General features: G+C 66.9%; 19 protein-coding genes. 12 read left to right on the forward strand and 7 right to left on the reverse strand.

The window, feature by feature from the left end; all coding sequences use genetic code 11:
- Window positions 1-90 precede the first annotated feature (90 nt).
- Window positions 91-708 carry a phosphoribosylglycinamide formyltransferase gene (gene purN / locus Sa4125_RS06700; protein WP_224005117.1) on the reverse strand — a complete coding sequence of 206 codons (618 nt, stop codon included), beginning with the start codon at window positions 706-708 and terminating at the stop codon, window positions 91-93.
- Window positions 709-739: 31 nt separating this feature from the next.
- Window positions 740-1,810, reverse strand: a complete 1,071-nt coding sequence (gene purM, locus Sa4125_RS06705) for a phosphoribosylformylglycinamidine cyclo-ligase (protein WP_224005120.1) — start codon at window positions 1,808-1,810, stop codon at window positions 740-742.
- Between the two features lie 277 nt (window positions 1,811-2,087).
- Here purM and Sa4125_RS06710 point away from each other — a divergent pair, with 277 nt between their 5' ends.
- The 5 genes from Sa4125_RS06710 to Sa4125_RS06730 all read left to right on the forward strand — a co-directional run bounded on the left by Sa4125_RS06710 (window position 2,088) and on the right by Sa4125_RS06730 (window position 8,618).
- The gene (locus Sa4125_RS06710; RefSeq protein WP_345944336.1) at window positions 2,088-3,224 is read left to right on the forward strand and encodes an AI-2E family transporter; all 1,137 of its coding nucleotides are present in this window, start codon (window positions 2,088-2,090) and stop codon (window positions 3,222-3,224) included.
- A gap of 150 nt (window positions 3,225-3,374) precedes the next feature.
- Entirely contained in the window at window positions 3,375-4,130 is a 756-nt protein-coding gene (locus Sa4125_RS06715; protein ID WP_224005125.1) for a hypothetical protein, read from the forward strand.
- A 435-nt stretch (window positions 4,131-4,565) separates the two neighbouring features.
- The gene (locus Sa4125_RS06720; protein WP_224007595.1) at window positions 4,566-6,827 is read left to right on the forward strand and encodes an RNA degradosome polyphosphate kinase; all 2,262 of its coding nucleotides are present in this window, start codon (window positions 4,566-4,568) and stop codon (window positions 6,825-6,827) included.
- 4 nt (window positions 6,828-6,831) lie between these two features.
- Window positions 6,832-8,334, forward strand: coding sequence for a Ppx/GppA phosphatase family protein (locus tag Sa4125_RS06725; protein WP_224007598.1), 1,503 nt, complete (start codon window positions 6,832-6,834; stop codon window positions 8,332-8,334).
- A gap of 47 nt (window positions 8,335-8,381) precedes the next feature.
- Window positions 8,382-8,618, forward strand: coding sequence for a hypothetical protein (locus Sa4125_RS06730; protein ID WP_224005128.1), 237 nt, complete (start codon window positions 8,382-8,384; stop codon window positions 8,616-8,618).
- Between the two features lie 266 nt (window positions 8,619-8,884).
- Here the strand turns inward: Sa4125_RS06730 and rnd are convergent, their stop codons facing one another.
- Window positions 8,885-10,039 (reverse strand): ribonuclease D, encoded by a 1,155-nt coding sequence (gene rnd, locus Sa4125_RS06735; protein WP_224005131.1) that lies wholly within the window; start codon window positions 10,037-10,039, stop codon window positions 8,885-8,887.
- A gap of 212 nt (window positions 10,040-10,251) precedes the next feature.
- Here rnd and aspS point away from each other — a divergent pair, with 212 nt between their 5' ends.
- From aspS to Sa4125_RS06760, 5 genes are all read left to right on the forward strand, one after another.
- The gene (gene aspS, locus Sa4125_RS06740) at window positions 10,252-12,057 is read left to right on the forward strand and encodes an aspartate--tRNA ligase (protein WP_224005134.1); all 1,806 of its coding nucleotides are present in this window, start codon (window positions 10,252-10,254) and stop codon (window positions 12,055-12,057) included.
- Between the two features lie 164 nt (window positions 12,058-12,221).
- Complete coding sequence (locus tag Sa4125_RS06745) at window positions 12,222-13,721, forward strand: sensor domain-containing diguanylate cyclase (protein WP_224007601.1); 1,500 nt, start codon at window positions 12,222-12,224, stop codon at window positions 13,719-13,721.
- 444 nt (window positions 13,722-14,165) lie between these two features.
- Window positions 14,166-15,704 (forward strand): sugar ABC transporter ATP-binding protein, encoded by a 1,539-nt coding sequence (locus tag Sa4125_RS06750; RefSeq protein WP_224005137.1) that lies wholly within the window; start codon window positions 14,166-14,168, stop codon window positions 15,702-15,704.
- Window positions 15,701-16,699: an ABC transporter permease gene (locus Sa4125_RS06755; RefSeq protein ID WP_224005140.1), complete on the forward strand. Its 999-nt coding sequence runs from the start codon at window positions 15,701-15,703 to the stop codon at window positions 16,697-16,699. The genes Sa4125_RS06750 and Sa4125_RS06755 overlap by 4 nt, the downstream gene beginning before the upstream one ends.
- Window positions 16,700-16,799: 100 nt before the next feature.
- A complete protein-coding gene (locus Sa4125_RS06760) occupies window positions 16,800-17,738 on the forward strand; it encodes a substrate-binding domain-containing protein (protein WP_224005143.1) in 939 nt (312 codons plus the stop codon).
- Window positions 17,739-17,944: 206 nt separating this feature from the next.
- Here Sa4125_RS06760 and Sa4125_RS06765 read toward each other — a convergent pair whose 3' ends face one another.
- A complete protein-coding gene (locus Sa4125_RS06765; protein WP_224005146.1) occupies window positions 17,945-19,126 on the reverse strand; it encodes a hypothetical protein in 1,182 nt (393 codons plus the stop codon).
- 300 nt (window positions 19,127-19,426) lie between these two features.
- Here Sa4125_RS06765 and parC point away from each other — a divergent pair, with 300 nt between their 5' ends.
- Both parC and Sa4125_RS06775 read left to right on the forward strand, forming a co-directional pair.
- Window positions 19,427-21,673 (forward strand): DNA topoisomerase IV subunit A, encoded by a 2,247-nt coding sequence (parC, locus tag Sa4125_RS06770; protein ID WP_224005148.1) that lies wholly within the window; start codon window positions 19,427-19,429, stop codon window positions 21,671-21,673.
- Between the two features lie 149 nt (window positions 21,674-21,822).
- A complete protein-coding gene (locus Sa4125_RS06775) occupies window positions 21,823-22,002 on the forward strand; it encodes a hypothetical protein (protein ID WP_224005150.1) in 180 nt (59 codons plus the stop codon).
- 95 nt (window positions 22,003-22,097) lie between these two features.
- Here the strand turns inward: Sa4125_RS06775 and Sa4125_RS06780 are convergent, their stop codons facing one another.
- The 3 genes from Sa4125_RS06780 to Sa4125_RS06790 all read right to left on the reverse strand — a co-directional run bounded on the left by Sa4125_RS06780 (window position 22,098) and on the right by Sa4125_RS06790 (window position 25,070).
- Window positions 22,098-22,445: a HepT-like ribonuclease domain-containing protein gene (locus tag Sa4125_RS06780; protein ID WP_224005152.1), complete on the reverse strand. Its 348-nt coding sequence runs from the start codon at window positions 22,443-22,445 to the stop codon at window positions 22,098-22,100.
- Window positions 22,445-22,741, reverse strand: a complete 297-nt coding sequence (locus Sa4125_RS06785) for a nucleotidyltransferase domain-containing protein (protein ID WP_224005153.1) — start codon at window positions 22,739-22,741, stop codon at window positions 22,445-22,447. The genes Sa4125_RS06780 and Sa4125_RS06785 overlap by 1 nt, the downstream gene beginning before the upstream one ends.
- 130 nt (window positions 22,742-22,871) lie before the next feature.
- Window positions 22,872-25,070: a lytic transglycosylase domain-containing protein gene (locus tag Sa4125_RS06790; RefSeq protein WP_224005155.1), complete on the reverse strand. Its 2,199-nt coding sequence runs from the start codon at window positions 25,068-25,070 to the stop codon at window positions 22,872-22,874.
- Window positions 25,071-25,159: the final 89 nt, after the last annotated feature.

The raw sequence follows: 25,159 nt of genomic DNA on the forward strand, positions 1-25,159 counted from the left end.
AGCGGCGACGTCAGCATGCCGCGTTCGTCTCGGGGCCGCCGTCAGGCGCCCTGTCCCGTTTCAGTGGATCGGCGGTGCTTCCGAGTGTCGCTAAGATCTGGTGGAGAAGACGGCGCGGCTTCCGTCCATCGCCACCTCGCCGCGCAGCACCATCGCCAGCGCCTGCGGGTAGAGCCGGTGCTCGGCGGCCAGCACGCGGGCCGACAGGCTGTCCGGCGTGTCGTCCGGCTCGACCGGCACCGCCGCCTGCGCGATGATCGGGCCGCCATCCATTTCGAAGGTGACGAAATGCACCGTCGCGCCGTGGATCCGAACGCCCGCCTCGATCGCCCGGCGGTGCGTATCAAGGCCGGGAAACAGCGGCAGCAGCGAGGGGTGGATGTTGATCATCCGCCCGGCGAAGTGGTCGACGAAACCGGCCGTGAGCAGGCGCATGTAGCCGGCGAGGCAGACGAGATCGGCGCCGGACGCCTCGATCGCGGCGATCATCGCCGCCTCGTGCGCGGCCTTGTCGGAAAAATCCTTGCGCGGCACGGCGACGGCGGCGATGCGCTCGGCGCGTGCCGTCTCAAGCCCCGCCGCATCGGCGCGGTCTGACATGACGGCGACGATCTCGCCCGGAAAGCCCGGCGCCCTGGCCGCCTCGACGAGCGCCGCCATGTTCGAGCCGCGCCCCGAGATGAGGACGGCAACGCGCTTTCGGGTCATCGTCAGGACCGCCTCGCGCGGCGCGCCGTCATCACAGCGCGAGGTCGCCGTTGAAGGTGACAGCATTGCCGTCGCGGTGGAGGATGCGGCCGAGCGGCACGACGGTCTCGCCCTGGCTCTGCAGGATGGCCGAAACGGTCGCGGCCTCGGCGGCGGAGACGACGACGATCATGCCGATGCCGCAGTTGAAGGTGCGTAGCATCTCCTCCGTCGCGACGCCGCCCGCCTTGGCGAGCCAGCGGAAGACGGGCGGCGTGTCGACGGCGAAGAGATCGATGTCGGCCGAGAGGTGGTCGGGCAGGACACGCGGAATATTCTCGACGAAGCCGCCGCCGGTGATGTGGGCCAGCGCCTTGATGCCGTCGTTGGACTGGCGGATCGCGGCCAGCAGCGGTTTCACATAGATGCGCGTCGGCGTGATCAGCGCGGCGGCAAGGCTCGGCGCATCGGTCTCGAAGGGGGCGGGGGCGTCGTAGGCGGCGCCCGACAGAGCGACGATGCGGCGGACGAGCGAATAGCCGTTGGAATGAACGCCCGAGGACGAAAGACCGAGGATCATGTCGCCTTCGGCAAGGTCCGCGCTCGGCAGGAGCTTGCCGCGTTCGGCCGCGCCGACGGCAAAGCCCGCGAGATCGTAGTCCTTCTCGGCATAGAGGCCGGGCATTTCCGCCGTCTCGCCGCCGATGAGGGCGCAGCCGGCCTGGCGGCAGCCCTCGGCGATGCCGGAGACGATCGCCTCGCCCTGCGCCGGATCGAGCTTGCCCGTGGCGAAATAGTCGAGAAAGAACAGCGGTTCGGCGCCCTGCACGACGAGGTCGTTGACGCACATGGCGACGAGGTCGATGCCGATCGTGTCGTGGATTCCGGTGTCGATGGCGATCTTCAGCTTAGTGCCGACGCCGTCATTGGCCGCGACCAGCACGGGGTCGGTGAAGCCGGCGGCCTTCAGGTCGAACAGCCCGCCGAAACCGCCGATCTCGCCGTCGGCGCCCGGTCGCCGCGTCGATCGCACCAGCGGCTTGATCCGCCGCACCAGCTCGTTGCCCGCATCGATGTCGACGCCCGCGTCGCGATAGGTCAGGTTATTGGTCGTGTCGGTCATCGCTTGGGATCCTGTTGGAAGCCGGAACTGACACGCTTACCCCGTTCTGGGCAAGTCCTGGGATCATCGCGCCCATGGGATATCCCATGTGGCCGGCGCGCTGGGCCGACGGTCGTCCGACCTCGCGGCCCTGCCTGGTCCCTTGACCTTCCGAAGGGGGTTTGCCTATTTCGCAAGGGATGCCGGATCGCGGCGGGACAAAGGCCGGGGCGTCGTCATGTCGGAATTCTCGAAGGAGCGCGGGACGACCAGCCGAGGACGGCTCTTTCGCCGGCAGATGCTGTTCTGGGGGATCGGCGCGCTCGCCACGTTGGCGCTGCTCTACGTCTTTTCCAGCGTTCTCCTGCCCTTCGTCTTCGGCATGTGCCTCGCCTATTTCCTCGATCCGGTCGCCGACTGGATGGAGAAGCGGGGGCTGTCGCGGCTGATGGCGAGCATCGTCATCCTGCTATTGTTCGTTGTCGTCATCGCGGCCGTCCTTCTCATCCTCGTTCCCGTGATCGGCGGCCAGATCGGCTCCTTCGTCCAGCGGTTGCCGGAGTATCTCGGCAAGCTGCAGGCGCTGGCCGACAGCGCCCGCACCGGACCGCTGGCCTGGTTGTTCGAAGGCAGCGAGCCGCTGCAGCAGGACTATGCCAAGATGGTCAGCGACAGCTCGGGGGTCGTCACCACCGTTCTCGGTTCGCTCTGGACCTCGAGCATGGCGGTGGTGAACTTCCTGTCGCTGTTCGTGGTGACGCCGGTGGTCGCCTTCTATCTCCTGCTCGACTGGGACCGCATGATCGCCAAGATCGACTCCTGGACGCCGCGACAGCATGTCGACACCGTTCGGCGTCTGGCCCGAGAGATCGACGCGGCCGTTGCCGGCTTCATCCGTGGGCAGGGCAGCCTCTGCCTCATTCTCGGCAGCTTCTACGCCATCGGCCTGACGCTGATCGGCCTGAACTTCGGTCTCCTGATCGGCATGTTCGCCGGCCTGATCTCCTTCATTCCCTATGTCGGCTCGATCGTCGGGCTGATCCTGGCCGTCGGCGTCGCGCTGGTGCAGTTCTGGCCGGATTATATCTGGATCATCGCGACGGTCGTGATCTTCTTCGTCGGCCAGTTTCTCGAGGGCAACATCCTGCAGCCGAAGCTCGTCGGCGCCTCCGTCGGCCTGCATCCGGTCTGGCTGATGTTCGCGCTCTTCGCCTTCGGTGCGCTGTTCGGCTTCGTCGGATTGCTCATCGCCGTTCCGGCCTCGGCGGCGATCGGCGTCCTGGTGCGCTTTGCCATCACGAAATACCTGCAGAGCGAGATGTATTTCGGCCGGACCATCGGGAGCGCCGGTACCCGGATCGAGACGATCGAGGGCCATCGGATGCAGGCTCTGGTCGAAAACGAGTTCAGGCCGGGCGGACCCTCGCCAGAATAGCGGGCATATCCGAACTTCGGACTTGGCGCGGGGATCGGCAGATTCTAACCTGATCGGGCAGGGCAGGCGCACGGGTTGCGCATTCAGATGGAACGAGGTCGCCGGCAGCGGACCGTGGCGACAACAGGGGCCCGACGAGACGCCGTGATCATGCCGAGACCTGCCCAGCTGCCCCTCGACCTGCCGCATCGGCCGTCGCTGGCCCGCGACGACCTGATCGTCACCGATGCCAACCGGCTGGCGGTCTCGGCCATCGACAGCTGGCCGTCCTGGCAGCATCCGGTGCTCCTCATCGTCGGCCCGCCCGGCTCGGGCAAGTCGCACCTTGCCGCCGCCTGGGCGGAGATGTCGGGCGCGACGGCGCTTGCCGGCGACACGGCGGCGGCGCCCTTCACGCTGGTGATCGACGATATCGACCGCGCGCCGCTCGACGAGACGGTGATCTTCGGTGCCGTCAACGCGGCCCGGCTCGGCGGCGGCTTCGTCCTGGCCACAGCCCGTGCCCACCCCGCCGAGATGAAGCTGTCACTGGCCGATCTGCGCTCGCGCCTGCAGGCGGCGACCCTGGTCGAGACCGGACGGCCGGACGACGCGCTGCTGATCGGGGTGTTGTCGAAGCTTTTTGCCGATCGCCAGATCGCCATCGACCCGAAGCTGGTGCACTATCTCTCCCTGCGCATGGAGCGCTCGCTGGAGCAGGCGAGCCGTCTCGTGGCCGCCGTCGACCACGAGGCGCTGGCCTCGAAGGAGAAGGTGTCGCGGGCGCTGCTGCAGCGCGTGCTCGAACGCTCCGGTCTTCGCCCGCAGGCGGAAAGAGTGACCGCGTCGGCGCTGTGGGAGGAGTCGCAGGCGCCGCGCGCGGCAGACGACATCACGAGCGGCTCCCAGCCGCCTCAGGAGGATTGACGCTTGGACGATCAGGACGGCACCATCGGCCCGACGACCCCTTTGCGCCCCGCTCGAACCCGAGCCGGCGCCGGTCGGTCGAAGACAATCGCCGGCACGCGGCCTGCGGGCAAGGCGGCAACGCGCAAAGCGGGCGCGGACAAGACGGTTGCGGGGAAGGCGGGCGCGGGGAAGGCGGGCGCTGACAAGACCGGCACGGACAAGGCCGTCCGCGGCAAGGCTGTGCAGGCCAGACCCGGCACGACGAAACCGGCGGCGACACGGCAGGGGGCGGCCACGATGCAGAAGCCGCGCCCGGCCGCGCGGCGCATCGGTGCGGCGCACGTCCCGGCGCTTGCCCGTTCCGCGCCGCGGATCGCGCAGTCGCTGGTTTTCCCGGCCGCAGCGGCATCGGGTCTGCCGTCTTCGGGAGCCGAGGCACCGGACGCTCCGGATATGGACAAGCCGGCGGCGAACGGCGCTGTCGCCGACACCTCGGTCACGAGTATCGCGGAGCGGCTGGAAGCCAATTCCGGAAGCCCGCCGCCGCTGGTCGAGACGGTGATCACCCCGCAGGATGCCGAACTGCCCGCCGACCGTTTCATCAACCGCGAGATCTCCTGGCTGCAGTTCAACCGCCGCGTCCTCGAGGAATCGCAGAATCCGGTGCAGCCGCTGCTCGAACGCGTCCGCTTCCTGTCGATCTCGGCCGGCAATCTCGACGAGTTCTTCATGGTTCGCGTCGCTGCGATCGCCGCGCAGGTGCGCGAAAAAATCACGGCGCGCAGCGATGACGGGCTGACGCCACAGGAGCAGCTCGACACGATCCTCGAGGATGTCGGCCGGCTGCAGGAGGAGCAGCAGGCCTCGCTCGCCGACCTCGTCAAGGAACTCAGGGCCGAGAACATCCTGATCGTCGGCGCCGGTGAGTTGAAGAAGGACGACCGCGCCTGGCTCGAACAGCATTTCGACGACGCGATCTTCCCGGTGCTGACGCCGCTGTCGATCGACCCGGCGCATCCCTTCCCCTTCATCCCCAATCTCGGCTTCTCGATCGCGCTGGCGCTGGTGCGCGACAGCGACAAGCAGAAGATGAGCGCGCTCCTGCGCCTGCCGGTCGCCCTGCCGCGCTTCGTCGAGATGCCGAAGAGCGAGCTCGGGCAGCTGCGCTTCGTGCCGCTGGAAAGCGTCGTGGCGCTGTTCATCGGACGGCTCTTTCCGGGATACCGCGTGCGCGGCGCCGGCACCTTCCGCATCATCCGCGACAGTGACATCGAGGTCGAGGAGGAGGCCGAGGATCTGGTGCGCCTGTTCGAATCGGCGCTGAAGCGGCGGCGGCGCGGCCAGGTGATCCGCATCGAGTTCGATTCCGTCATGCCCGAGGATCTGCGCGGCTTCGTCGCCGGTCAGCTGGAAGTGCCGGAAAACCGGGTCTCGGTGATGGATGGCATGCTGGCGCTGGAATCGGTGTCGCAGATCGTCAAGGCGCCGCGCGACGAGCTGAAGTTCACGCCCTACATCCCGCGCTTTCCCGAGCGCATCCGCGAGCACAATGGCGATTGCTTCGCCGCCATCCGCGAGAAGGACATCATCGTCCACCATCCCTACGAGTCCTTCGACGTGGTGGCGCAGTTCGTGCGTCAGGCCTCGGTCGATCCGAACGTCATCGCCATCAAGCAGACGCTCTACCGCACGTCCAACGACTCGCCGATCGTGCGGGCCCTGATCGATGCCGCCGAGGCCGGCAAGTCGGTGACGGCGCTGATCGAGATCAAGGCCCGCTTCGACGAGGAAGCCAACATCAAGTGGGCGCGGGATCTTGAGCGCGCCGGCGTGCAGGTGGTCTTCGGCTTCATCGAGAAGAAGACGCATGCGAAGCTGTCGCTCGTCGTCCGTCGCGAGGAGGGCAAGCTCGTCAACTTCGTCCATATCGGAACCGGCAACTACCACCCGATCACCGCGAAGATCTACACCGACCTGTCCTACTTCACGACCGACCCGGACATCGCGCACGACGTCCTGCTCGTCTTCAACTACATCACCGGCTACGCCGAGCCCGCCGACCTCAGGAAGCTCGCGGTGTCGCCGCTGAACATGCGCAAGCGAATCCTCGACAACATCGCCGCCGAAGTCGCGCATGTGAAGGCCGGGCGCACCGGCCAGATCTGGATGAAGATGAACTCGCTGGTCGATGCGAAGATCATCGACGCGCTCTATCGGGCGAGCCAGGCGGGTGTCGAGATCGACCTGATCGTGCGCGGCATCTGCTGCCTCAGGCCCCGCGTGCCCGGCCTTTCCGACAACATCCGCGTCAAGTCGATCGTCGGCCGCTTTCTCGAGCACAGCCGCATCTTCTGCTTCGGCAACGGCTACGGCTTGCCATCCGATCACGCCACCGTGTACATGGGCTCGGCCGACATGATGCCGCGCAACCTGGACCGGCGGGTCGAGACCATGGTGCCGATCACCAACCCGACCGTGCACAGCCAGATCCTGTCGCAGATCATGCTGGGCAACATCCTGGACAACCAGCAGAGCTGGTCGGTTCTTTCCGACGGCACCTCGCGCCGCATCGTCGTCGCCGAGGGCGAGCAACCTTTCAACACGCAGCGCTATTTCATGACCAATCCCAGCCTGTCCGGGCGCGGCAAGGCTCTGAAATCCGATGCCCCGAGATTGATAGCAAGACAACGTGCCGAACATTCCCGCTTTGATTGACGACATGGTGCAAGGCCGGCTGCCGGGTCGAACCCCGGTGGCCGTCGTCGATATCGGCTCGAATTCGGTGCGTCTCGTCATCTACGAGGGCAACAGCCGTTCGCTGACGGTGCTCTTCAACGAGAAGATGCTCTCGGGTCTCGGCAAGGGCCTGGCGCAGACGAAGCGTCTCGACGAGCGCTCCGTCGCAAGCGCCCTCTCGGCGCTGACGCGGTTTCGCGCGCTGGCCGCCCAGGCGGGCGTCACCGAACTCTATCCGATCGCCACCGCCGCCGCGCGCGAGGCGACCAACGGGCCGGACTTCATCACCGCGGCCGAGGCGGCCATCGGCTGCCCGATCCACATCCTCTCGGGCGCCGACGAGGCGCGCTATGCCGCCGAGGGCGTCGTCGCCGGGTTCCACATGCCCGACGGCATCGCCGGCGATCTCGGCGGCGGAAGCCTCGAACTCGTCGACGTCGCCAAGGGCGAGATCGGCGAGGGCCTGACGCTGCCGCTGGGCGGTCTCCGGCTGCAGGACATGTCGGGCAACGACATCGCCAAGGCGCGCAAGATCGCCGACCGGGAAGTCGGCGGTTGCGCGCTCGCCGGCGCGGGCGAAGGCCGGCCGTTCTTCGCCGTCGGCGGCACCTGGCGCAATCTCGCCAAGCTCCACATGGAGCAGATGCGCTATCCTCTCCACGTCATGCACGGCTACGAGATCCCGGTTGCCGGCGCCGTCGACTTCCTCGACGCCGTCGCCAGGGGCGATCCCGAGTCGCTGCCCGGCATCACCGCGGTGTCGCGCAGCCGCCGCGCGCTCCTCGCCTATGGCGCGGTGACGCTGCAGAGCGTCATCAAGTTCGTCAAACCGTCGAGCATCGTCCTCTCGGCTCTCGGCGTGCGCGAAGGCTTCCTGCACTCGCTGCTGCCGGAGGAGGAGAGGGCAAAGGACCCGCTGATCGAGGCGGCGCTGGAGCTCTCGATCCTGCGCTCGCGCTCGCCCAGACACGCGCTCGAACTCGTCGACTGGAGCCGCCGCAGCTTCGAGATCCTCGGCATCGAGGAGACGCCCTACGAGGAGCGGCTGCGCGAGGCGGCCTGCCTGCTCGCCGACATCGGCTGGCGCGCCCATCCCGACTATCGCGGCAAGCAGAGCCTGTCGATCATCGCGCATGCGGCATTTCCGGCGATCGACCACCAGGGCAGGGCGTTTCTGGGTCTGGCCAACTATTACCGGCACGAGGGCAATTTCGAGCAGGTCGCGGTGCCCGACATCGAGAACCTCCTGACCCCGCGCCTTCTCCACCGCGCGCGCATCCTCGCCGCGCTTTTCCGCGCCACCTATCTGATGACGGCCTCGATGCCGGGCGTGCTGCCGAAGTTCAACTGGGCGCAGGACCCGCGCGGCGGCTTCGCCCTGGTGATCCCGCCCGACCTTGCCGGCCTGATGGGCGATCGCCCGACCGGGCGCCTCGAGCAGTTCGCCAAGGTCGTGGAGCGCACGCTCCGCTTCGAGGTGCGCTGACGCGCCCGATCTTCCGCCCGCCCCTCAGTGACATCGCAGAAGCATCCATGTTGAAATTCCTGTCCATCCTCCTTGCCGCCGTGATCGGCGGCGGGATTTTCGCCGGCGGTCGCTGGTACGTCTATGCCGAGTACAGCGCCACGCCCTATGACGAGGTCGGCATCGCGCTCAACACCGCCGTGCCCGGCCCCCTGAACGCCTGGGCCTGCGCCCGCCTGCACGAACGCTTTCCCAGCGCGCTGCCGCCTCTGGGCTGCGCTGCGGCAGATGGCAGCTGGCGATAGGGATAGGGGGGATGGCGATAGGGATAGGGAGTGGCCACTAGCCGCTGGCCCCTCAAGTTCGTCATCCCGGCCTTGAGCCGGGATCCATGCCGTGACGTCGAACGTGCCCATTTCGGCACAGGATGACCCGCGTCATCGTCCCGGCATGGATCCCCGCGCTTTGCGCGAGGATGACGACCCTCAGGAAAGTCGCATTTCTCGCAGGCCCACGGTTGCCCTGTGGCGCCGAGCGGCGATGGGACGCGGCCCGCCGCATCCGCGCAGCCTTATCCGAGCTCGACCACCGCCACCTTGCGATCGCGGAAACACAGCGCCGCCTTGCCTTCCAACAGCTCCAGCGCGCGGTCGCCGAAGATCTTGCGGCGCCAGCCGGACATCGCGGCGATCTCGGCCTCGGCGCCGCGGGCGGCGAGTTGCTCCAGATCGTCGCCCGAGGCGATCATCTTGCCGGCGACGCCTTCCTCCTCGACCACGATCTTCAGGAGGACCTTCAGGAACTCCACGGCCGCGGCGGTGCCTTCGGGAAGGTTCGGGAGTTTCGGGATCGCCGGCAGCTCGCTCTTGGGGATCGCCATCGCGCGCTCGATCGCGGCAAGAATCTCCTTGCCGTTCTGCGAGCGCTCGAAACCCTTCGGAATGGTCCTGAGGCGCGCCAGCGTCTGCTCGTCGCGCGGCTGCTGCTGCGCGATCTCGTAGATCGTGTCGTCCTTCATGATGCGGCCGCGCGGCTGGTCGCGGGCGCGCGCCTCGCGCTCGCGCCAGGCCGCGACCTCCTTCAGGATCGCGAGCTCGATCGGCTTGCGCACGCGCATCTTCAGGCGCTTCCAGACGTCGTCGGGATGGATGTCGTAGGTGTCGGGATTGGCGAGCACCGCCATCTCGTCGTCGAGCCAGTCGTCGCGTCCCTCGGCGGCGAGGCGCGCCTTCAGCACCTTGTAGACGTCGCGCAGGAAAGTGACGTCGGCCAGTGCGTAGACCAATTGCTCCTCGGAGAGCGGACGGCGCCGCCAGTCGGTGAAGCGGGAGGTCTTGTCGATCCGCCCGTCCGTCGTCTTGGCCACGAGCTGGTCGTAGGCGATCGATTCGCCGAAGCCGCAGACCATGGCGGCGATCTGCGTGTCGAACATCGGCTTGGGCAGTAGCCCGCCGAGCTTGTAGACGATCTCCAGGTCCTGGCGCGCGGCGTGGAAGACCTTGATGACGTTCTCGTCGGCCATCAGGTCGAAGAAGGGCTTCAGATCCATGCCCTGCGCCAGCGGGTCGACGATGACCGCCAGCCCGTCCGACGCCATCTGGATGAGACAGAGCTCCGGCCAGAAGGTGGTCTCCCGGATGAACTCGGTGTCGACGGTGACGAAGGGCGCCTTGGCGAAGACGCGGCAGGCCTCAGCGAGGCCGACGGTAGTGGTGATAGGCTCCATGGTGATTTCATAGCCGATGTCGGCGCACCTGCGAAGCCCGCCGAAGCGGCATTCCGCAATGCAATGCGTCGCGCCGAAATCTTGACAGCGCGGGGGTCCCGTGCGCTTTTCCCGCGATATCGAACCGGCAGCCTCAGCGCGCCGGATCAGCGCGCCGAGCGATCCCGCGCGCCACCCCGCGCGCCCTTGACGAAAAGCCAGGAAGAAACGCCATGCACCGCTACCGCAGCCATACCTGCGCCGCCCTCCGCGAGACCCATGTCGGCGAGACGGTCCGGCTTTCCGGCTGGGCGCACCGCGTCCGCGACCATGGCGGCCTGCTGTTCATCGATCTGCGCGACCATTACGGCCTGACGCAGATCGTCGTCGATCCCGATTCGCCCGCCTTCACGACCGCCGAGACGATCCGCTCGGAATGGGTGGTGAAGATCACCGGCACGGTGAAGGCGCGCAGCCCCGAGACGGTGAACCCGAAACTGCCGACCGGCGCGGTCGAGCTCTTCGCCGAGGACATCGAGATCCTGTCGGCCTCGAAGGAACTGCCGCTGCCGGTGTTCGGCGAGCTGGACTATCCCGAGGACGTCCGGCTCACCTACCGCTTTCTCGACCTTCGCCGCGACACGCTGCACAGGAACATCATGCGCCGTACCCAGATCATCGCGGCGATGCGCCGGCGGATGACGGAGAGCGCCTTCACCGAATTCTCGACGCCGATCCTGACGGCCTCGTCGCCCGAAGGCGCGCGTGACTTCCTGGTGCCGTCCCGCATCCACCAGGGCAAGTTCTATGCCCTGCCGCAGGCGCCGCAGCAGTACAAGCAGCTGATCATGATGTCGGGCTTCGACCGCTACTTCCAGATCGCGCCCTGCTTCCGCGACGAGGACCCGCGCGCCGACCGCCTGCCGGGCGAGTTCTACCAGCTCGACGTCGAGATGAGCTTCGTCGAGCAGGAGGACATCTTCCAGACCATGGAGCCGGTGATCCGCGGCGTGTTCGAGGATTTCGCCGACGGCAAGCCGGTCAGCCAGACCTTCCAGCGCATCCCGCATGCCGAAGCCCTGCGCAAATACGGCTCGGACAAGCCGGACCTGCGCAACCCGATCGAGATGCAGGCCGTCACCGACGCCTTTGCCGGCTCCGGCTTCAAGGTCTTCGCCGGCATGATCGCGGCCGATTCCGAGGTCGAGGTCTGGGCGATCCCGGCCAAGCGCAAGGACGGCCAGGATGCGATCGGCCGCGCCTTCTGCGACCGGATGAACTCCTGGGCGCAGGGGCAGGGGCAGCCGGGCCTCGGCTACATCTTCTGGCGCGAGGAGGAGGGCGCGGTCGCCGGCGCCGGCCCGCTCGCCAAGAACATCGGCCCCGAACGCACCGAGGGCTTGCGTGAAAAGCTCGGCCTGTCCACGGGCGACGCCTGCTTCTTCGTCGCCGGCAAGCCGAAGACCTTCGTGTCCTTCGCGGGCGCGGCGCGCACGCAGGTCGGCGAGGAGCTCGATCTCGTCGACCGCGACCAGTTCAAGCTCGCCTGGATCATCGACTTCCCCTTCTACGAATGGGACGAGGACAACAAGAAGGTCGACTTCGCGCACAATCCGTTCTCGATGCCACAGGGCGGCATGGAGGCGCTTGAGACGCAGGATCCGCTGTCGCTGAAGGCGTTCCAGTACGACATCGTCTGCAACGGTTTCGAGATCGCCTCGGGCGGCATCCGCAACCAGCAGCCGGAGACGATGGTGAAGGCCTTCGAGATCGCCGGCTACTCGCGCGAGGAGGTCGAGCAGCGCTTCGGCGGGCTCTACCGCGCCTTCCAGTACGGCGCCCCGCCGCATGGCGGCATGGCGGCGGGCGTCGACCGCATCGTCATGCTGCTCTGCGGCGTCAAGAACCTGCGCGAGATCACCATGTTCCCGATGAACCAGCAGGCCTACGACCTGTTGATGGCCGCGCCGAACGAGGCATCGCCGGCCCAGCTGAAGGAACTCGGCATCCGCGTCGCGCCGACGGCCAAGCCGACCTGAGTCAGGTCGGGGCCTGCGCCGCGGCAATCGCTTTCGTCGCGGCTTGTCGTCATGGTAAGTTAACCAGACTAGGAGCTTTATTGACGGGCGTCGGGCAGGCGAACAGCTTGGGCGAGGCCTCGTCGGCGCGCAACGGACGGCATGATATGAAGCAGGATCCGACCATGGAGAGCGTCACCCCGCCGGCCGTGGGGTCTGACGAGCCGGCCTTCGACTTTGACATGGCCCCGGTGCCGCTGTGGCTGGAGGATTGGTCCGGTATCAGCGCGAAGTTCGACATGTGGCGCCAGGCTGGCGTCACCGATCTCGCCGCCTTCCTCGCGGAGGATCGCGGCCGGGTGCGCGAATGCAGCGCCCTGATCCGCGTGCTGGGGGTGAACAAGCGGACGCTGGCGCTGTTCGAGGCGGCCGACCTGCCGGATCTCATCGCCAATCTCCACAAGGTCTTCAGCGACGAGATGCTGGAAAACCACGTCGACGAACTCGTCCAGCTCTGGAGCGGAGCGTCGGAGTTCACGAGCCAGGCGGTCAATCACACGCTGTCGGGTCGCCGACTGGACATCCAGCTCAAGGCGCAAATGCTGCCCGGCCACGAGCAGGACTGGGCGCGCATCCTGATCGCCACCGAGGACGTGACCGAGCGCGAGGATGCCAGACGCCGCGCGAGTCTCAGCGAGAGCTACGCCCGCGGCCTGTTCGAACACTCCCCGGTATCGCTCTGGGTCGAGGACTTTTCCGCCGTCAAGAACCTCATCGAGGGCGTGCGGGACCGCGGCGTCACCGATTTTCGCACCTTCCTCGACGTGCATCCGGAATTCGTCACGCGCTGCATGAGCGAGATCCGCGTCATCGACGTCAACCAGCACACGCTGGATCTCTTTCACGCCCCCGACAAGGCGACGCTCCTGCGCCGGCTGGGCGAGGTCTTCCGCGACGGGATGGAGCTGCACTTCAAGGAGCAGCTGATCGACCTGTGGATGGGCAAGCTCTTCCAGCAGCGCGAGGTGGTGAACTACTCGCTGGACGGCGACTCGCTCCACGTTCACATGCAGTTCTCGGTGCTTCCGGGCCGCGAGCGCGACTGGACGCTGGTGCAGGTTGCGCTGACCGACATCACGGCGCGCAAGAAGGCCGAGGCCTATCTCGAATATCTGGGCAAGCACGAGGTCCTGACGCGGCTCTACAACCGGTCCTTCTACGTCGACGAGTTGAACCGGCTGGAGCGGATGGGCCCCTATCCCGTCACGGTCATCATCGCCGACTTGAACGGGCTGAAGCCCATCAATGACGAGCTTGGCCATGCCGCGGGCGACGCCATGCTGCGCCGCGCCGGCGAGGTGCTGAACGGTGCCGTCTCGAAGCCGCACCACGCGGCCCGGATCGGCGGCGACGAGTTCTGCGTGCTGATGCCGGCGACGGCCGCGGACGAGGCCCAGGCGATGGTCGACGCGATCGAAAAACTCACCGAGATCAACAACCAGTTCTATGCCGGGAACCGCCTCAGCTTCTCCATCGGCTGCGCCACCGGCGTCGAGGGCGAGCGCCTCGAGGAGGTGGTCAAGCGCGCCGACGCCGCGATGTACGAAAGAAAGCGCGAATACTATTCCGTCGAGGCCATCGACCGCCGCCGGCGCGACGCGAAGACGGATGCGGCGCATCTCTAGGCTTGGCCGGCCGCGGTCACGGTTCGAGCGCGGTGGCGCCTCCAACCCTCTGAAGTAAATCCAACCCTTTGAAGTAAAAGGGGTGTCGGCCGCCGTTCGGCCACGGCGATCCCCTCAGGATCACGATTTGCGATGACAACCTCGCGATGGGGCTGGCCACTCCGCCATCGGCCCGATACAATTTTCCAAGGTCCGGAATAAAAGGACAGGCGACGACGCTGCAAAGCGTCGCGATCGGCAAAAGCCGGCGGGAGGAAAGATGGTCATCAGGAGTGCGGGGAGTACCGTGTCCTGCGGCAAGGCCGACGCGTCGGCGCATGCGGCAGGTGCCCGGCGATCCATCCAGTCGGGTGGCAGGGCCTGGAACGCATGGGTTCTGTCGGTATCCCGACACCAGACCACGGACTGTGCAGGTCCTTTTAACGGCGACATCGCGTGAACCCGGTGCAGGCGCCGCCGTTCGCAACCGGCCCTGTCATTGCCGCGCGGGGCGTCTCGAAATCCTTCGGACAGGTCGAGGTCCTGAACGATATCAGCCTCGACCTTCTGCAAGGCGAGGTCCATGCGCTGATCGGTGAGAACGGCGCCGGCAAGTCGACGCTGATGAATATCCTTGCCGGCCACCTGCAGCCGACGAAGGGCTCGCTTGCCATCGGCGGCGAGACCGTGCGTCTGACTGGCCCGATCGACGCCGAGCGGCGCGGGATCGTGCTCGTCCACCAGGAAATCCTCCTGGCGCCCGACCTGACCGTTGCCCAGAACATCCATCTTGGCCGCGAGGTCCGCCGTGGTCTCGTGCTCGACGATCGGGCGATGAACGAAAGCGCGCGCGCCGCGGTCGAAGGCCTTGGCGCCGATATCGACCCGAAGGCCGTCGTGCGCCGCCTGTCGATCGCCCAGCGCCAGCTGGTGCAGATCGCCCGCGCCCTCTTGGTGCCGCATCGCGCGGTGATCTTCGACGAGCCGACGGCGTCGCTGACGCCGCACGAGACCGAGGCGCTGCTGAGGGTGATCGGCGAGATCCGAAGCCGCGGCGTCGGCATTCTCTACATCTCGCACCGTCTGCCGGAAGTGAAGGCGATCGCCGACCGCGTGACGGTGCTGCGCGACGGCCGGCTGGTGGCCACTCACCCTGCTGCCGCCATCGGCACGGCCGACATGGCGCAACTGATGGTCGGGCGCGACGTCGCCAAACTCTACCCCGGACGGAAGGCCGCCGACAGCCGCGCGCCGGTGTTGGAAGTGTCCGACATGACGGTTCCGGGTTATGTCGAGACCGCAGGCTTCACCCTCGGCTGCGGCGAGATCCTGGGTTTTGCCGGCCTGGTCGGCGCGGGACGCACGGAGCTCTTGGAGGGCCTGCTCGGCCTCAGGCCCGCGACGGGCGAGGTTCGCCTCGACGGAAAGAAGGTGCGCTTCACCTCGGCGCGCCAGAGCATGGACGCCGGGATCGTCTATCTCAGCGAGGACCGCAAGGGCAAAGGCCTGCTGCTCGGCCAGACGCTGCGCACCAACCTCACCCTTGCCGCCCTCGATCGCTTCACCGCCGCCTCCCTCGTCGACGTGGCGAAGGAGGAGCAGGCGCTGACCGACGCGATCGACCGGTTCGACATCCGCACCGGACGGCGCGACGTGCTCGCCGGCCAACTGTCCGGCGGCAACCAGCAGAAGCTGCTTCTTGCCAAGATGATGCTGCTCGATCCGAAGGTGGTCGTCATCGACGAGCCGACGCGCGGCATCGACATCGGCAACAAGCAGCAGATCTACAAGTTCATCGTCGGCCTTGCCGATGCCGGCAAGTCGGTGATCGTGATCTCGTCGGAAATGCCCGAGCTGATCGGCATCTGCGACCGCATTCTGGTGATGCGCGCGGGCCGGATTGCCGGCGAGGTGACGGGCGAGCGGATGAACGAACGCGACATCGTCATGCTGGCGACGGGCGCCAGCGAAAAGGAGGCCGCCCTCGTGGCGGAAAGCGCATGAGCGATGCCGTGAAACCCGCGCCGCGCCGCAGGCCCTTCGGCGACGTCGATCTGCGCGCCGTCGCCCCCTTTGCGGCGCTCGCCGTGCTCATGATCTTCGGCGCGCTCGTCAATCCGAATTTCCTCGCCCTCGACAATCTGACCAACGTCATCACCCGCAGCGCCTTCATCGCCGTGATCGCGGTCGGCGCGACCTTCGTCATCTCGGCGGGCGGGCTCGACCTGTCGGTCGGCTCGATGGCGGCCTTCGTCGCCGGCACGATGATCCTGTTCCTGAATTCGGCGATGCTGTCGGGCAACGAGGCGATGATCGCGACGGCGATGATCCTGGCGCTGGGGACCGGCGCGCTGTGCGGTCTGGCCAACGGTCTGGTGACGACGCTCGGGCGGATCGAGCCCTTCATCGTGACCCTCGGCACGATGGGCATCTTCCGCGCGCTGACCATCTATCTCGCCGAAGGCGGCTCGATCGCCATGAAGAGCCAGGAGCTGCGCGCTGCCTATCGCCCGGTCTATTTCGGCGACGTGCTCGGCATTCCGATCCCGGTCATCGCCATCCTGATCGTCGGCGTGATCGGCGCCTTCCTCCTCTACCGCACGCGCTTCGGCCGGCATGTCATGGCGGTCGGCTCGAACGAGGAGGTGGCGCGCTACTCCGGCATCTCGGTCAACCGGGTGCGCACGGCGACCTACGTGATCCAGGGCCTGTGCGTCGCGATCGCCGTTCTCATCTACGTGCCGCGCCTCGGCGCCGCGACGGCGACGACCGGCCTCCTCTGGGAGCTGCAGGCGATCACCGCCGTCGTGATCGGCGGCACCGCGCTGCGTGGCGGCGTCGGGCGCATCTGGGGCACGATCTGCGGGGCGCTGATCCTCGAGATCGTCGGCAACATCATGGTGCTGTCGGACCTCGTCAGCGAATATCTCATCGGCGCGGTGCAGGGCGCGATCATCATCGTGGCGATGCTGATCCAACGCTCGCTGGCACGGCGCTAGACTTCGGGCTGGCCGGCCGGGCCGGCAGCCTGATTACCGAACGGCGGCATGGGGCCGACCGCGCGCGGGATGAAGAGGCCCCGATGTCTGGGAGGACACAATGAAGAAATCCATTCTGGCACTGGCGGCGATCCTCGCCGTCTCCGTCGCGGCGCAAGCGCAGGAAAAATCGGTCACGATGGCGGTATCGATCCCCGCCGCCGATCATGGCTGGACGGGCGGCGTCGTCTACCATGCCGAACGCGAGAAGGAGATTCTGGAGAAGCGCTATCCCGGTCTCAAGATCGTCGTGAAGACATCGCCCGACGGCGCGAGCCAGGCCAATGCCCTGGAAGACCTGACCGCCCAGGGCATCGATGCCCTGGTCACCCTGCCGCACAATTCCGACGAACTCACCGATCCGATCCGCCAGGTGAAGGACAAGGGCATCTTCGTCACCGTCGTCGACCGGGCGCTGTCCGATCCGACGATCCAGGACCTCTACGTCGCCGGCAACAACCCCGAACTCGGACGCGTCGCCGGCCAGTATCTGAAGGACACGCTCGGCACGGGCGACGTCGTCGTCATCCGCGGCCTGCCGATCGTCATCGACGAGGAGCGGCAGAAAGGGTTCGACGAGGGCATCGAGGGCAGCGGCATCAAGGTCCTCGACCGCCAGTTCGGCAACTGGTCGCGCGACGACGCCTTCAAGGTCATGCAGGACTATCTCGCCAAGTATCCGAAGATCGACGCCGTCTGGTGCCAGGACGACGACATGGCGGTCGGCGTGCTCGAGGCGATCACCCAGTCGAACCGGACCGACATCAAGATGGTCATCGGCGGGGCCGGCATGAAGGACATGATCAAGAAGGTCGCCGACGGCGACAAGATGATGCCCGTCAACGTGCTCTATCCCCCCGCGATGATCGCGACCGCCATGGAACTGACGGCTTCCGGGCTCTACGACCAGAACCCCGTTCGCGGCAGCTACATCCTCGACGCGACGCTGGTGACGAAGGAGAACGCCGAGGAGTTCTACTACCCCGACTCGCCGTTCTAAGGTGCCAATTCGTCCATGCGGGAGAGAACCATCTTCCGCATGGACCGACTGGAAGGCTGGCCGCAGTTCAAGCGACTGACATCGGTCAGCTCACCCGGCCGTACATTTATGGAATTCCAGAACTGCTTCGCGGCGAGTGATCCCGTCCGGTAACCTGCTCCCCGCCGCCATGGGCTCGCACCATGACGACGGGGAGCGACCGGCGTTTACTGGTCGTTCGCGGTGACCTCGAGCTGCAGGACCTGCGGCAGTGTCTGCGGCGCGCCCATGGCGGCGCCGATGATCTGCGTGGCGGCGACGGGGGCATCCGGATCGACCGAGATCGTCAGCGACTTCGGATCCTTGAGGAAGGACGTGACCGCCGTCGTCACCGTGCCCTGGAACTCGGGGTTCTGCAGCATGGCGAGCATGGGCGGAAGCGTCGCGATCACCTGGTCGATCAGCTGCTCGCGCGTCTGGCCGTTCTTCTTGGCGTAGTAGTCGAGGAGCTTGTTCGTCAGGGAATCGTCGGCGAAGCCGATTTCGAGCGAAGCGAGGCTGAGCTGCGACACCAAGCCGATGAGGGCCATGCCTGAATTCGATGCGCCGGCCGGATCGGCCGCCATCTGCGCCTGGATCTGCTGCAGCGACTGTACGAAGGACGGCGTGTAGCCGTTGATCTGGTAGGCGAAGTTGAACTTGCCGGCGTCCTTCACCGTCAGGTCGAAGGGGGCAAGGCTCAGCTCGCCGCTCTTCGGATCCCAGCTCATCTCGACCGAGCCGCTGCCGGCGACCTGGGGATAGCCGACTTCCTGCATCGCCTTCGTCGTCTCGTCCGCCGGCAGCGACGCGAAGTCGAGGCTGAAGTCGCCGAGGTTGAAGTTGGACGTGATGGTGCCGCTGCCGCTCTCGACCGCATTGGTCCATTCGGTGCCGCTGAGGCTGAACAGCGACTTGCCGCCCTCGGTGATCGCGACGGACTCGACACTTGCCTCGTCGAAGAAGATCGGCGAGCCGCCCGGCAGCGTCGAGGCGCCCTGCGATCCCGCCAGCTGCAGGCCGCTGATTGCCATGCCGGTGACGGTCGCCTGCTTGCCTTCTTCGGTCTTGTTGAAATCGGCGAACGGGACCTGCTCGACGTTCCAGCCCTCGGCCGTCGATCCCGTGACGTTCTCGAAGGTCACGTCGCCGATCATGCTGGCCTCGGGGCCGGCGCCAAGGGTCACGCCCTTGAGGATGACGTTTTCGCCGATCGACTCGGCGGCGGTGAAGCTGATCGGCATGTCGCTCTGGCCGGCCAGTTCCTTCAGCCGGTCGCCAAAGGCCTGGGCGTCGGCGGCAAGGCCGGCGGAGCTGCCGAGGAGGACAAAGGCAAGACTGGCGATTACGCGACTGGACGTGGAGGTCATAGGGAGTCCTTTGAAATGGGGTTGAACGGGGGCTGCGCTGCGGGCTGTCGCTGAACCGGATCGATGCAGGTGGCATCAAGATGCGTGGCGACTAGGCTCACCGATATGGCCAGCACTCGGCAGGCCGCGCCAGGCGAGCAGATCGCCGCTTCTGAGTCTGCTTGCCTCTCCTTGCCGGGCCCCGTCAATGGGGAGTTCAGATCAAGCTTTGCGGCGGCAGCATGTCCGGGCCGCAAATTGCCTTTGGAAAACCGGTGTTCCATTCTTGTTCTTGTCCCGCGCCTCCGTTAAACGCGAGACATGGGCAAGGCAGCGGATCCGCCGGTCGGCGGAGGAGACATCGAACCGGTCGACCTGAAGGACGCGCTCGAGGAGCGCTACCTCGCCTATGCGCTGTCGACCATCATGGGCCGCGCGCTTCCGGACGTGCGCGACGGCCTGAAGCCCGTGCATCGGCGCATCGTCCACGCCATGCGCGTGCTGCGTCTCGATCCCGGCCAGGGCTACAAGAAGTCGGCCCGCATCGTCGGCGACGTCATGGGCAAGTTCCACCCGCATGGCGACGCCTCGATCTACGACGCGCTGGTGCGGCTCAGCCAGGATTTCGCGATCCGCTATCCGCTGATCGACGGCCAGGGCAATTTCGGCAACATCGACGGCGATAGCGCCGCGGCCATGCGCTACACCGAGGCGCGGATGACCGACGTCGCGACGCTGCTGTTGCGCGGCATCGACGAGAACGCGGTCGACTTCCGCCCGACCTACAACGAGGAGGACCAGGAGCCGATCGTGCTTCCCGGCGCCTTCCCCAATCTCCTCGCCAACGGTGCCTCGGGCATCGCCGTGGGCATGGCGACCGCCATCCCGCCGCACAATGCCGCCGAACTGTGCGAAGCGGCGCTGATGCTGATCGAGGACCGGGAGACCAGCCTCGACAGGTTGCTGAAGGCTGTCCAGGGCCCGGACTTTCCGACCGGCGGCATCGTCGTCGACACCCAGGAGCAGATCCGCGAGGCCTATGCCACCGGCCGCGGTTCCTTTCGCGTCAGGGCGCGCTGGGAGCGCGAGGAGCAGGGGCGGGGGGGCTATGTCGTCGTCGTCACCGAGATCCCCTACCAGGTGCAGAAGTCGCGGCTGATCGAGAAGATCGCCGACCTCCTTCTGGCCAAGCGCCTGCCGCTTCTGGCCGACGTGCGCGACGAGTCGGCCGAGGACGTGCGCGTCGTGTTCGAGCCGAAGAGCCGGACGGTCGATCCGGCCTTGATGATGGAATCGCTGTTCCGCCTGACCGATCTCGAGACTCGCATTTCGCTGAACATGAACGTCCTGTCCGGCGGCAAGATTCCGCGGGTGATGAATCTCAAGGAGGTTCTGCTGGAGTGGCTCGCGCACCAGCGCGAGGTGCTCGTGCGCCGCGCCCGCTTCCGGCTCGACCAGATCGAGCGGCGGCTGGAGATCCTCTCCGGCTATCTCATCGCCTTTCTCAACCTCGACGAGGTGATCCGCATCATCCGCAGCGAGGACGAGCCCAAGCCCGTCCTGATCGCCGCGTTTACGCTGACGGACGTTCAGGCCGAGGCGATCCTCAACATGCGCCTGCGCTCGCTGCGCAAGCTCGAGGAGTTCGAGCTGAAGCGCGAATACGACACGCTGGCCGAGGAGAAGGCCGAGAAGGAGGCGCTGCTCGGCTCCGACGAGCGCCAATGGACGGCGATCGCCGCCGAGGTGCGTGCGGTCGGCAAGAGTTTTTCCAAGAAGACCAAGCTCGGCAAGCGGCGCACCGATTTCGCCGACGCGCCCAACCACAATCTCGACGATCTCAACGTCGCCTTCATCGAGCGCGAGCCGATCACCGTCGTCCTGTCGCAGAAGGGGTTCCTGCGCTCGCTGCGCGGCCATGTCGCCGATCTCTCGACCCTCGCCTTCAAGGAGGGCGACGCACTGAAGCTCGGCTTCCCCGCCCAGACGACGGACAAGCTGGTTTTCCTCTCGACCGACGGCCGGGCCTATACGATGGGAGCCGACAAGCTCGCCGGCGGTCGCGGGCAGGGGGAGCCGATCCGCCTCGCCTTTGAGCTGGAAGACGCTGCCGACATCGCCCTCGGCTTCGTCGCCTCGCCGACGCGCCAGCGCCTGCTCGTCTCCTCCGACGGCAATGGCTTTCGCATCTCCGAGGCAGAGATGCTGTCCTCGACGCGCAAGGGCAAGCAGCTTCTCAATCTCGCCGGCAAGACGCGGCTGCATCTGGCCGTCGTCGTCGAGGGCGACACCGTCGCCGTCGTTGGCGAGAACCGCAAGATGGTGGTCTTCCCCCTCGTGCAGGTGCCCGAGATGACCCGCGGCAAGGGCGTCCGGCTGCAGCGCTACAAGGACGGCGGCCTCTCCGACCTGAAGATCTTCGCCCTCGACGGCGGCCTGACCTGGCAGGGCGCCGGCGGCCGCTCCTTCCACCGGTCGGCCGAGGAGCTGTTCGAGTGGCGCACCGACCGCGGCCTGGCCGGCCGCCTCGTGCCGAACGGCTTTCCGAAGTCGAACAAGTTCGGCTGATCGGCGGTCCCGCGTCCCAGCGACGATGGATAGAGTTTTTCGAGCTGTCTTAACGGCTGGAAAACATCACTGAAACGTGGTGGGCGAGAGCCCTCGACGGCGATCTGCCGCTACGTCACGCTTCATGCGGGATAACCGGAGTGGCGCCGATGACGAAGATGCACCTGCCCCCGCCGACGGAGACGAGATCGCAGGATGGTCTCGCACTACCGACCCGGCTCTTCGCGATCCTCTTTCTCTTCGCCGCGGCTTACGCCGTCGCCTGTGCGGCCGCAGGCGTCAGCATCGCGCGGCCGGTTCTTGAGATGATCAGTCTTCTGCAGAACTGAGCGCTCCGCCGGCCCTGTCTTTCCCGGCGCAGCCGGTACAAGGTAGTTTTCTGAAAAAACCGGTTCGGCCGCAAGCCCGCTCTGTGCAGGCTCGCCTATTCCGTATTGCGATCGCGGATAGCCTCGATGGCGGTTCTCAGTGGCGCCAGGTTGTCGGTGACGACCACCCACACCGCATCGTCGGCGACCCGGTGATGCTCGTGGCGCAGGACGTTGCCGATGCCGCGGATCCGTTTCCACGGAATGTCGGCATGCGGCGCAAGCAACTCGTCGGGGATATGCCGCGTCGCCTCTGAGATGATTTCCAGCGCCCTCTGCGTGGCGAGCCGCAGGAGCCAGCTGGACCCGAACTCCGCAAAGCTTTTGCCAGCGGTGACCTGCTGGATTCCGTCGATGGCATCGAGAATATCGGCGAGGACGGGGCCGACCTCACGCGACACCATCAGAAGATCTGCACGGCCGATCGCTCGATGTCGGCCTTCAGCAGGGGATGCAGGCTGCTGCGCGTGATCACGTCGACATCCATCGCAAGCTCTTCTTCGAGATACTGCTTGATCCCGACGAGGTCGAGGAGGGAGAAGACAAGGCCGGTTTCGTGATCGATGAACAGGTCGAGATCGCTGGCGGCAAGCGCCTCGTCCCGTGCCGTGGAGCCGAACAAGTAAAGGCCCGTCGCGCCCATCGCTCGAATGGCCTCGGCATGCTGCTTCAGGCTCGAGATTGCTTCGGTCCGGTTCATGGTCTCATCTTACACCAGACCGGCTGCTGTGTCAGCCGATGCACGCCTCGGTGGAAGTCGGTGCGGACGGTGAATCGCCGTGCCCGGCCCGGCCCGCCGGATGCATGCCGGGACTGTCAGCCTGCGTGCTTCAGCCCCTGCGCCCGTTCACGAGATCCTGTTCGATGCTGCCGGGGGCGCCGAGGCGGATCTTGTAGATCTGGTAGTTCTCCATTACGCGCTGGACGTAGTTGCGCGTCTCGGTGAAGGGGATGCGCTCGACCCAGTCGACGACGTCGTCGATCGACTTGCCGCGTGGGTCGCCGAAACGGCTGATCCATTCGCGGGCACGCCGCGGCCCGGCATTGTAGGCGGCGAAGGTGAGGATGTAGGAGCCGTCGAAATTGTCGATCTGTTCGCCGAGGAAGCGGGCGCCGAGCGTGGCGTTGTAGCCGGGATCGGAGGTGAGGCGCGCGAGCGAGTAGCCGACGCCGACCTTGGCGGCCATCGATTTCGCCGTGCCCGGCATCAGCTGCAACAGGCCGAGCGCGCCGGCGCCGGATTTCGCCTGCGGGTTGAACTCGCTCTCCTGGCGGGCAATCGCATAGGCGAGCGCCTTGCCGGAAGCCGAAATGTTCGCCGAGGCCGGAATGACGCCGATCGGAAAGGCGAGGGCGGCGGCGTCGACGCCGCGGAAATTCGCCTGCTTGCCGACCTTCAGCGCGAGATAGTGGTTCTTCTTGCTTTCGGCCATGACGGCGAGCAGGGCGAGTTCGCCGGGACTCGTCAGCTCGTCGGCCAGCGCCCGGTAGAGCGTCGCGGCGCGGCTGTCCATGTCGAGCTGCTCGAGCCGGCGGATGGCGCGCACGGCTTCCCGGCCCTCGAAGCGCTGACGCTCGGCGGCGCTCGGACGGGGATAGTCAACCGCCGGCGGCCGCGTGCCGAGGCGGGCGGAGGCGAGGAGGCCGTAATAGGTGGTGGGATAGGCGGCCGCACGACGAAAATAGTTCGTGGCATTGCCCGAGCCCGACACCTCGGCGGTCCGTCCCAGCCAGTAGTAGGCGCGCGACTGCGACAGCGGCCGGTTCGAGGCCTCGGCGATCTTGGCGAAATGCTGGCCGGCGGTGCGCGTGTCCTTCAGGAAGCGCAGCGCGATCCAGCCGGCATGGAACTCGGCTTCCACCGCATTCGCCGGGCTTTCGGCCTGGGCGACGCTCGCGACGCGGTAGGCGTCCTTGTAGCGGCCGACGTCAAGGAGATCGCGCGCGACGATGCGCCGCTCGTTCCACCAGGCGTCGGGATCGATGAGCGTGGCGGCGTCGCGCGGCGCCTTCAGCAGCGTCGACGCCGCCTGATCGACCTTGCCGGCCTTGCGCTGGACTTCGGCGAGGGCAAAGAGATAGCCGGGATCGGAGCGCTGCCCTGCCGGAACGGCGGAGAGGAGTTTTGCCGCGCCGCCTTCGCCGCGCACGGCCGCTGCACGTGCCGCAAAGAGGCTTTCGGCGCCGGCAAGCTTCTTCATCCGGGCCGCATCGCCGATGCGTTCGGCATAGAGCTGCATGTCCATGCGCCGCTTGTGGTCGGCGCGCGTCAGGAGCGTGCCGAACTGCTTGAGGATCCGCTGCTCCAGCGAGGCGTCGAGGCGTTCCCTGTGCCAGACGCCGGTGATGAGGCGCTTGGCCTCGGCGGCTTGGCCGAGTTCGAGAAGCGCGCGGGCAAGCGACATGGCGCCTTCCGGCGTTTCCGGCCGCGACCCGGCAAACGCGTTGACGACGTCGCTGGCCGACGGCTCCTCGCGCAGGAGCGCCCGTTCCAGGTTGGCGCGCAGCTTGCTCATGCCCGGCCAGCCCTGCAGCTCGGACGCCGCCTGGGCGATCTCATGGGCCGGCACATCGCGCCCACCGTTCAGCGCGATCGCCCAGGTCAGGATGTGGCGGTCGAGCGAGCGGCCAGGCATGCCCTGGCGGATCGAGCGGGCCCGCCGGAGATCGCCGGACGAGACCGCCTTCAGGCCGTCGTTGAGGCCCCCGGCAATGGCGCTGAGATTGCTCGGCCGCGCGGTGATCGCGGTGATCGAGGCGGTGAAGGCGCTGGGGCTGGTATCGACGCTGGCAGGCCGGCGCGTCGTCAGCGGGTTGGCAGCCGGCGCAGCGGCGGCGACGCCAGACCGGGCGGGCGCCGTGCCGAAACGCGACGGATCGAGGGCGACGCCGGTGTCGCGCGCCATCGGGCGCAGCGACGGCATCGGGCCGACCGGCGGCAGCAGCGACTGCGCGTTTGCCGGCTCGCACAGGAGCGCCAGCAGCATTCCCTTGACGATCAGGCTCTTGGCAATTCTCGGCGCAGTCATGGCAACCTTTCGAAGGGCAATCCCCGTTGGACGACCCGTCCCAGCGTGAGTGACGACATGGTCACCGAACCTCTCACGAACGGCATGAA

This window comes from Aureimonas sp. SA4125, from assembly GCF_019973775.1.
Classification (GTDB): domain Bacteria; phylum Pseudomonadota; class Alphaproteobacteria; order Rhizobiales; family Rhizobiaceae; genus Plantimonas.

What these genes read in the sequence shown, in the direction of transcription:
- purN (WP_224005117.1), bottom strand. Translation starts at nt 708, where the DNA reads ATGACCCGAAAGCGCGTTGCCGTCCTCATCTCGGGGCGCGGCTCGAAC.
- purM (WP_224005120.1), bottom strand. Translation starts at nt 1,810, where the DNA reads ATGACCGACACGACCAATAACCTGACCTATCGCGACGCGGGCGTCGAC.
- Sa4125_RS06710 (WP_345944336.1), top strand. Translation starts at nt 2,088, where the DNA reads ATGCTGTTCTGGGGGATCGGCGCGCTCGCCACGTTGGCGCTGCTCTAC.
- Sa4125_RS06715 (WP_224005125.1), top strand. Translation starts at nt 3,375, where the DNA reads ATGCCGAGACCTGCCCAGCTGCCCCTCGACCTGCCGCATCGGCCGTCG.
- Sa4125_RS06720 (WP_224007595.1), top strand. Translation starts at nt 4,566, where the DNA reads ATGGACAAGCCGGCGGCGAACGGCGCTGTCGCCGACACCTCGGTCACG.
- Sa4125_RS06725 (WP_224007598.1), top strand. Translation starts at nt 6,832, where the DNA reads ATGGTGCAAGGCCGGCTGCCGGGTCGAACCCCGGTGGCCGTCGTCGAT.
- Sa4125_RS06730 (WP_224005128.1), top strand. Translation starts at nt 8,382, where the DNA reads ATGTTGAAATTCCTGTCCATCCTCCTTGCCGCCGTGATCGGCGGCGGG.
- rnd (WP_224005131.1), bottom strand. Translation starts at nt 10,039, where the DNA reads ATGGAGCCTATCACCACTACCGTCGGCCTCGCTGAGGCCTGCCGCGTC.
- aspS (WP_224005134.1), top strand. Translation starts at nt 10,252, where the DNA reads ATGCACCGCTACCGCAGCCATACCTGCGCCGCCCTCCGCGAGACCCAT.
- Sa4125_RS06745 (WP_224007601.1), top strand. Translation starts at nt 12,222, where the DNA reads ATGGAGAGCGTCACCCCGCCGGCCGTGGGGTCTGACGAGCCGGCCTTC.
- Sa4125_RS06755 (WP_224005140.1), top strand. Translation starts at nt 15,701, where the DNA reads ATGAGCGATGCCGTGAAACCCGCGCCGCGCCGCAGGCCCTTCGGCGAC.
- Sa4125_RS06760 (WP_224005143.1), top strand. Translation starts at nt 16,800, where the DNA reads ATGAAGAAATCCATTCTGGCACTGGCGGCGATCCTCGCCGTCTCCGTC.
- Sa4125_RS06765 (WP_224005146.1), bottom strand. Translation starts at nt 19,126, where the DNA reads ATGACCTCCACGTCCAGTCGCGTAATCGCCAGTCTTGCCTTTGTCCTC.
- parC (WP_224005148.1), top strand. Translation starts at nt 19,427, where the DNA reads ATGGGCAAGGCAGCGGATCCGCCGGTCGGCGGAGGAGACATCGAACCG.
- Sa4125_RS06775 (WP_224005150.1), top strand. Translation starts at nt 21,823, where the DNA reads ATGACGAAGATGCACCTGCCCCCGCCGACGGAGACGAGATCGCAGGAT.
- Sa4125_RS06780 (WP_224005152.1), bottom strand. Translation starts at nt 22,445, where the DNA reads ATGGTGTCGCGTGAGGTCGGCCCCGTCCTCGCCGATATTCTCGATGCC.
- Sa4125_RS06785 (WP_224005153.1), bottom strand. Translation starts at nt 22,741, where the DNA reads ATGAACCGGACCGAAGCAATCTCGAGCCTGAAGCAGCATGCCGAGGCC.
- Sa4125_RS06790 (WP_224005155.1), bottom strand. Translation starts at nt 25,070, where the DNA reads ATGACTGCGCCGAGAATTGCCAAGAGCCTGATCGTCAAGGGAATGCTG.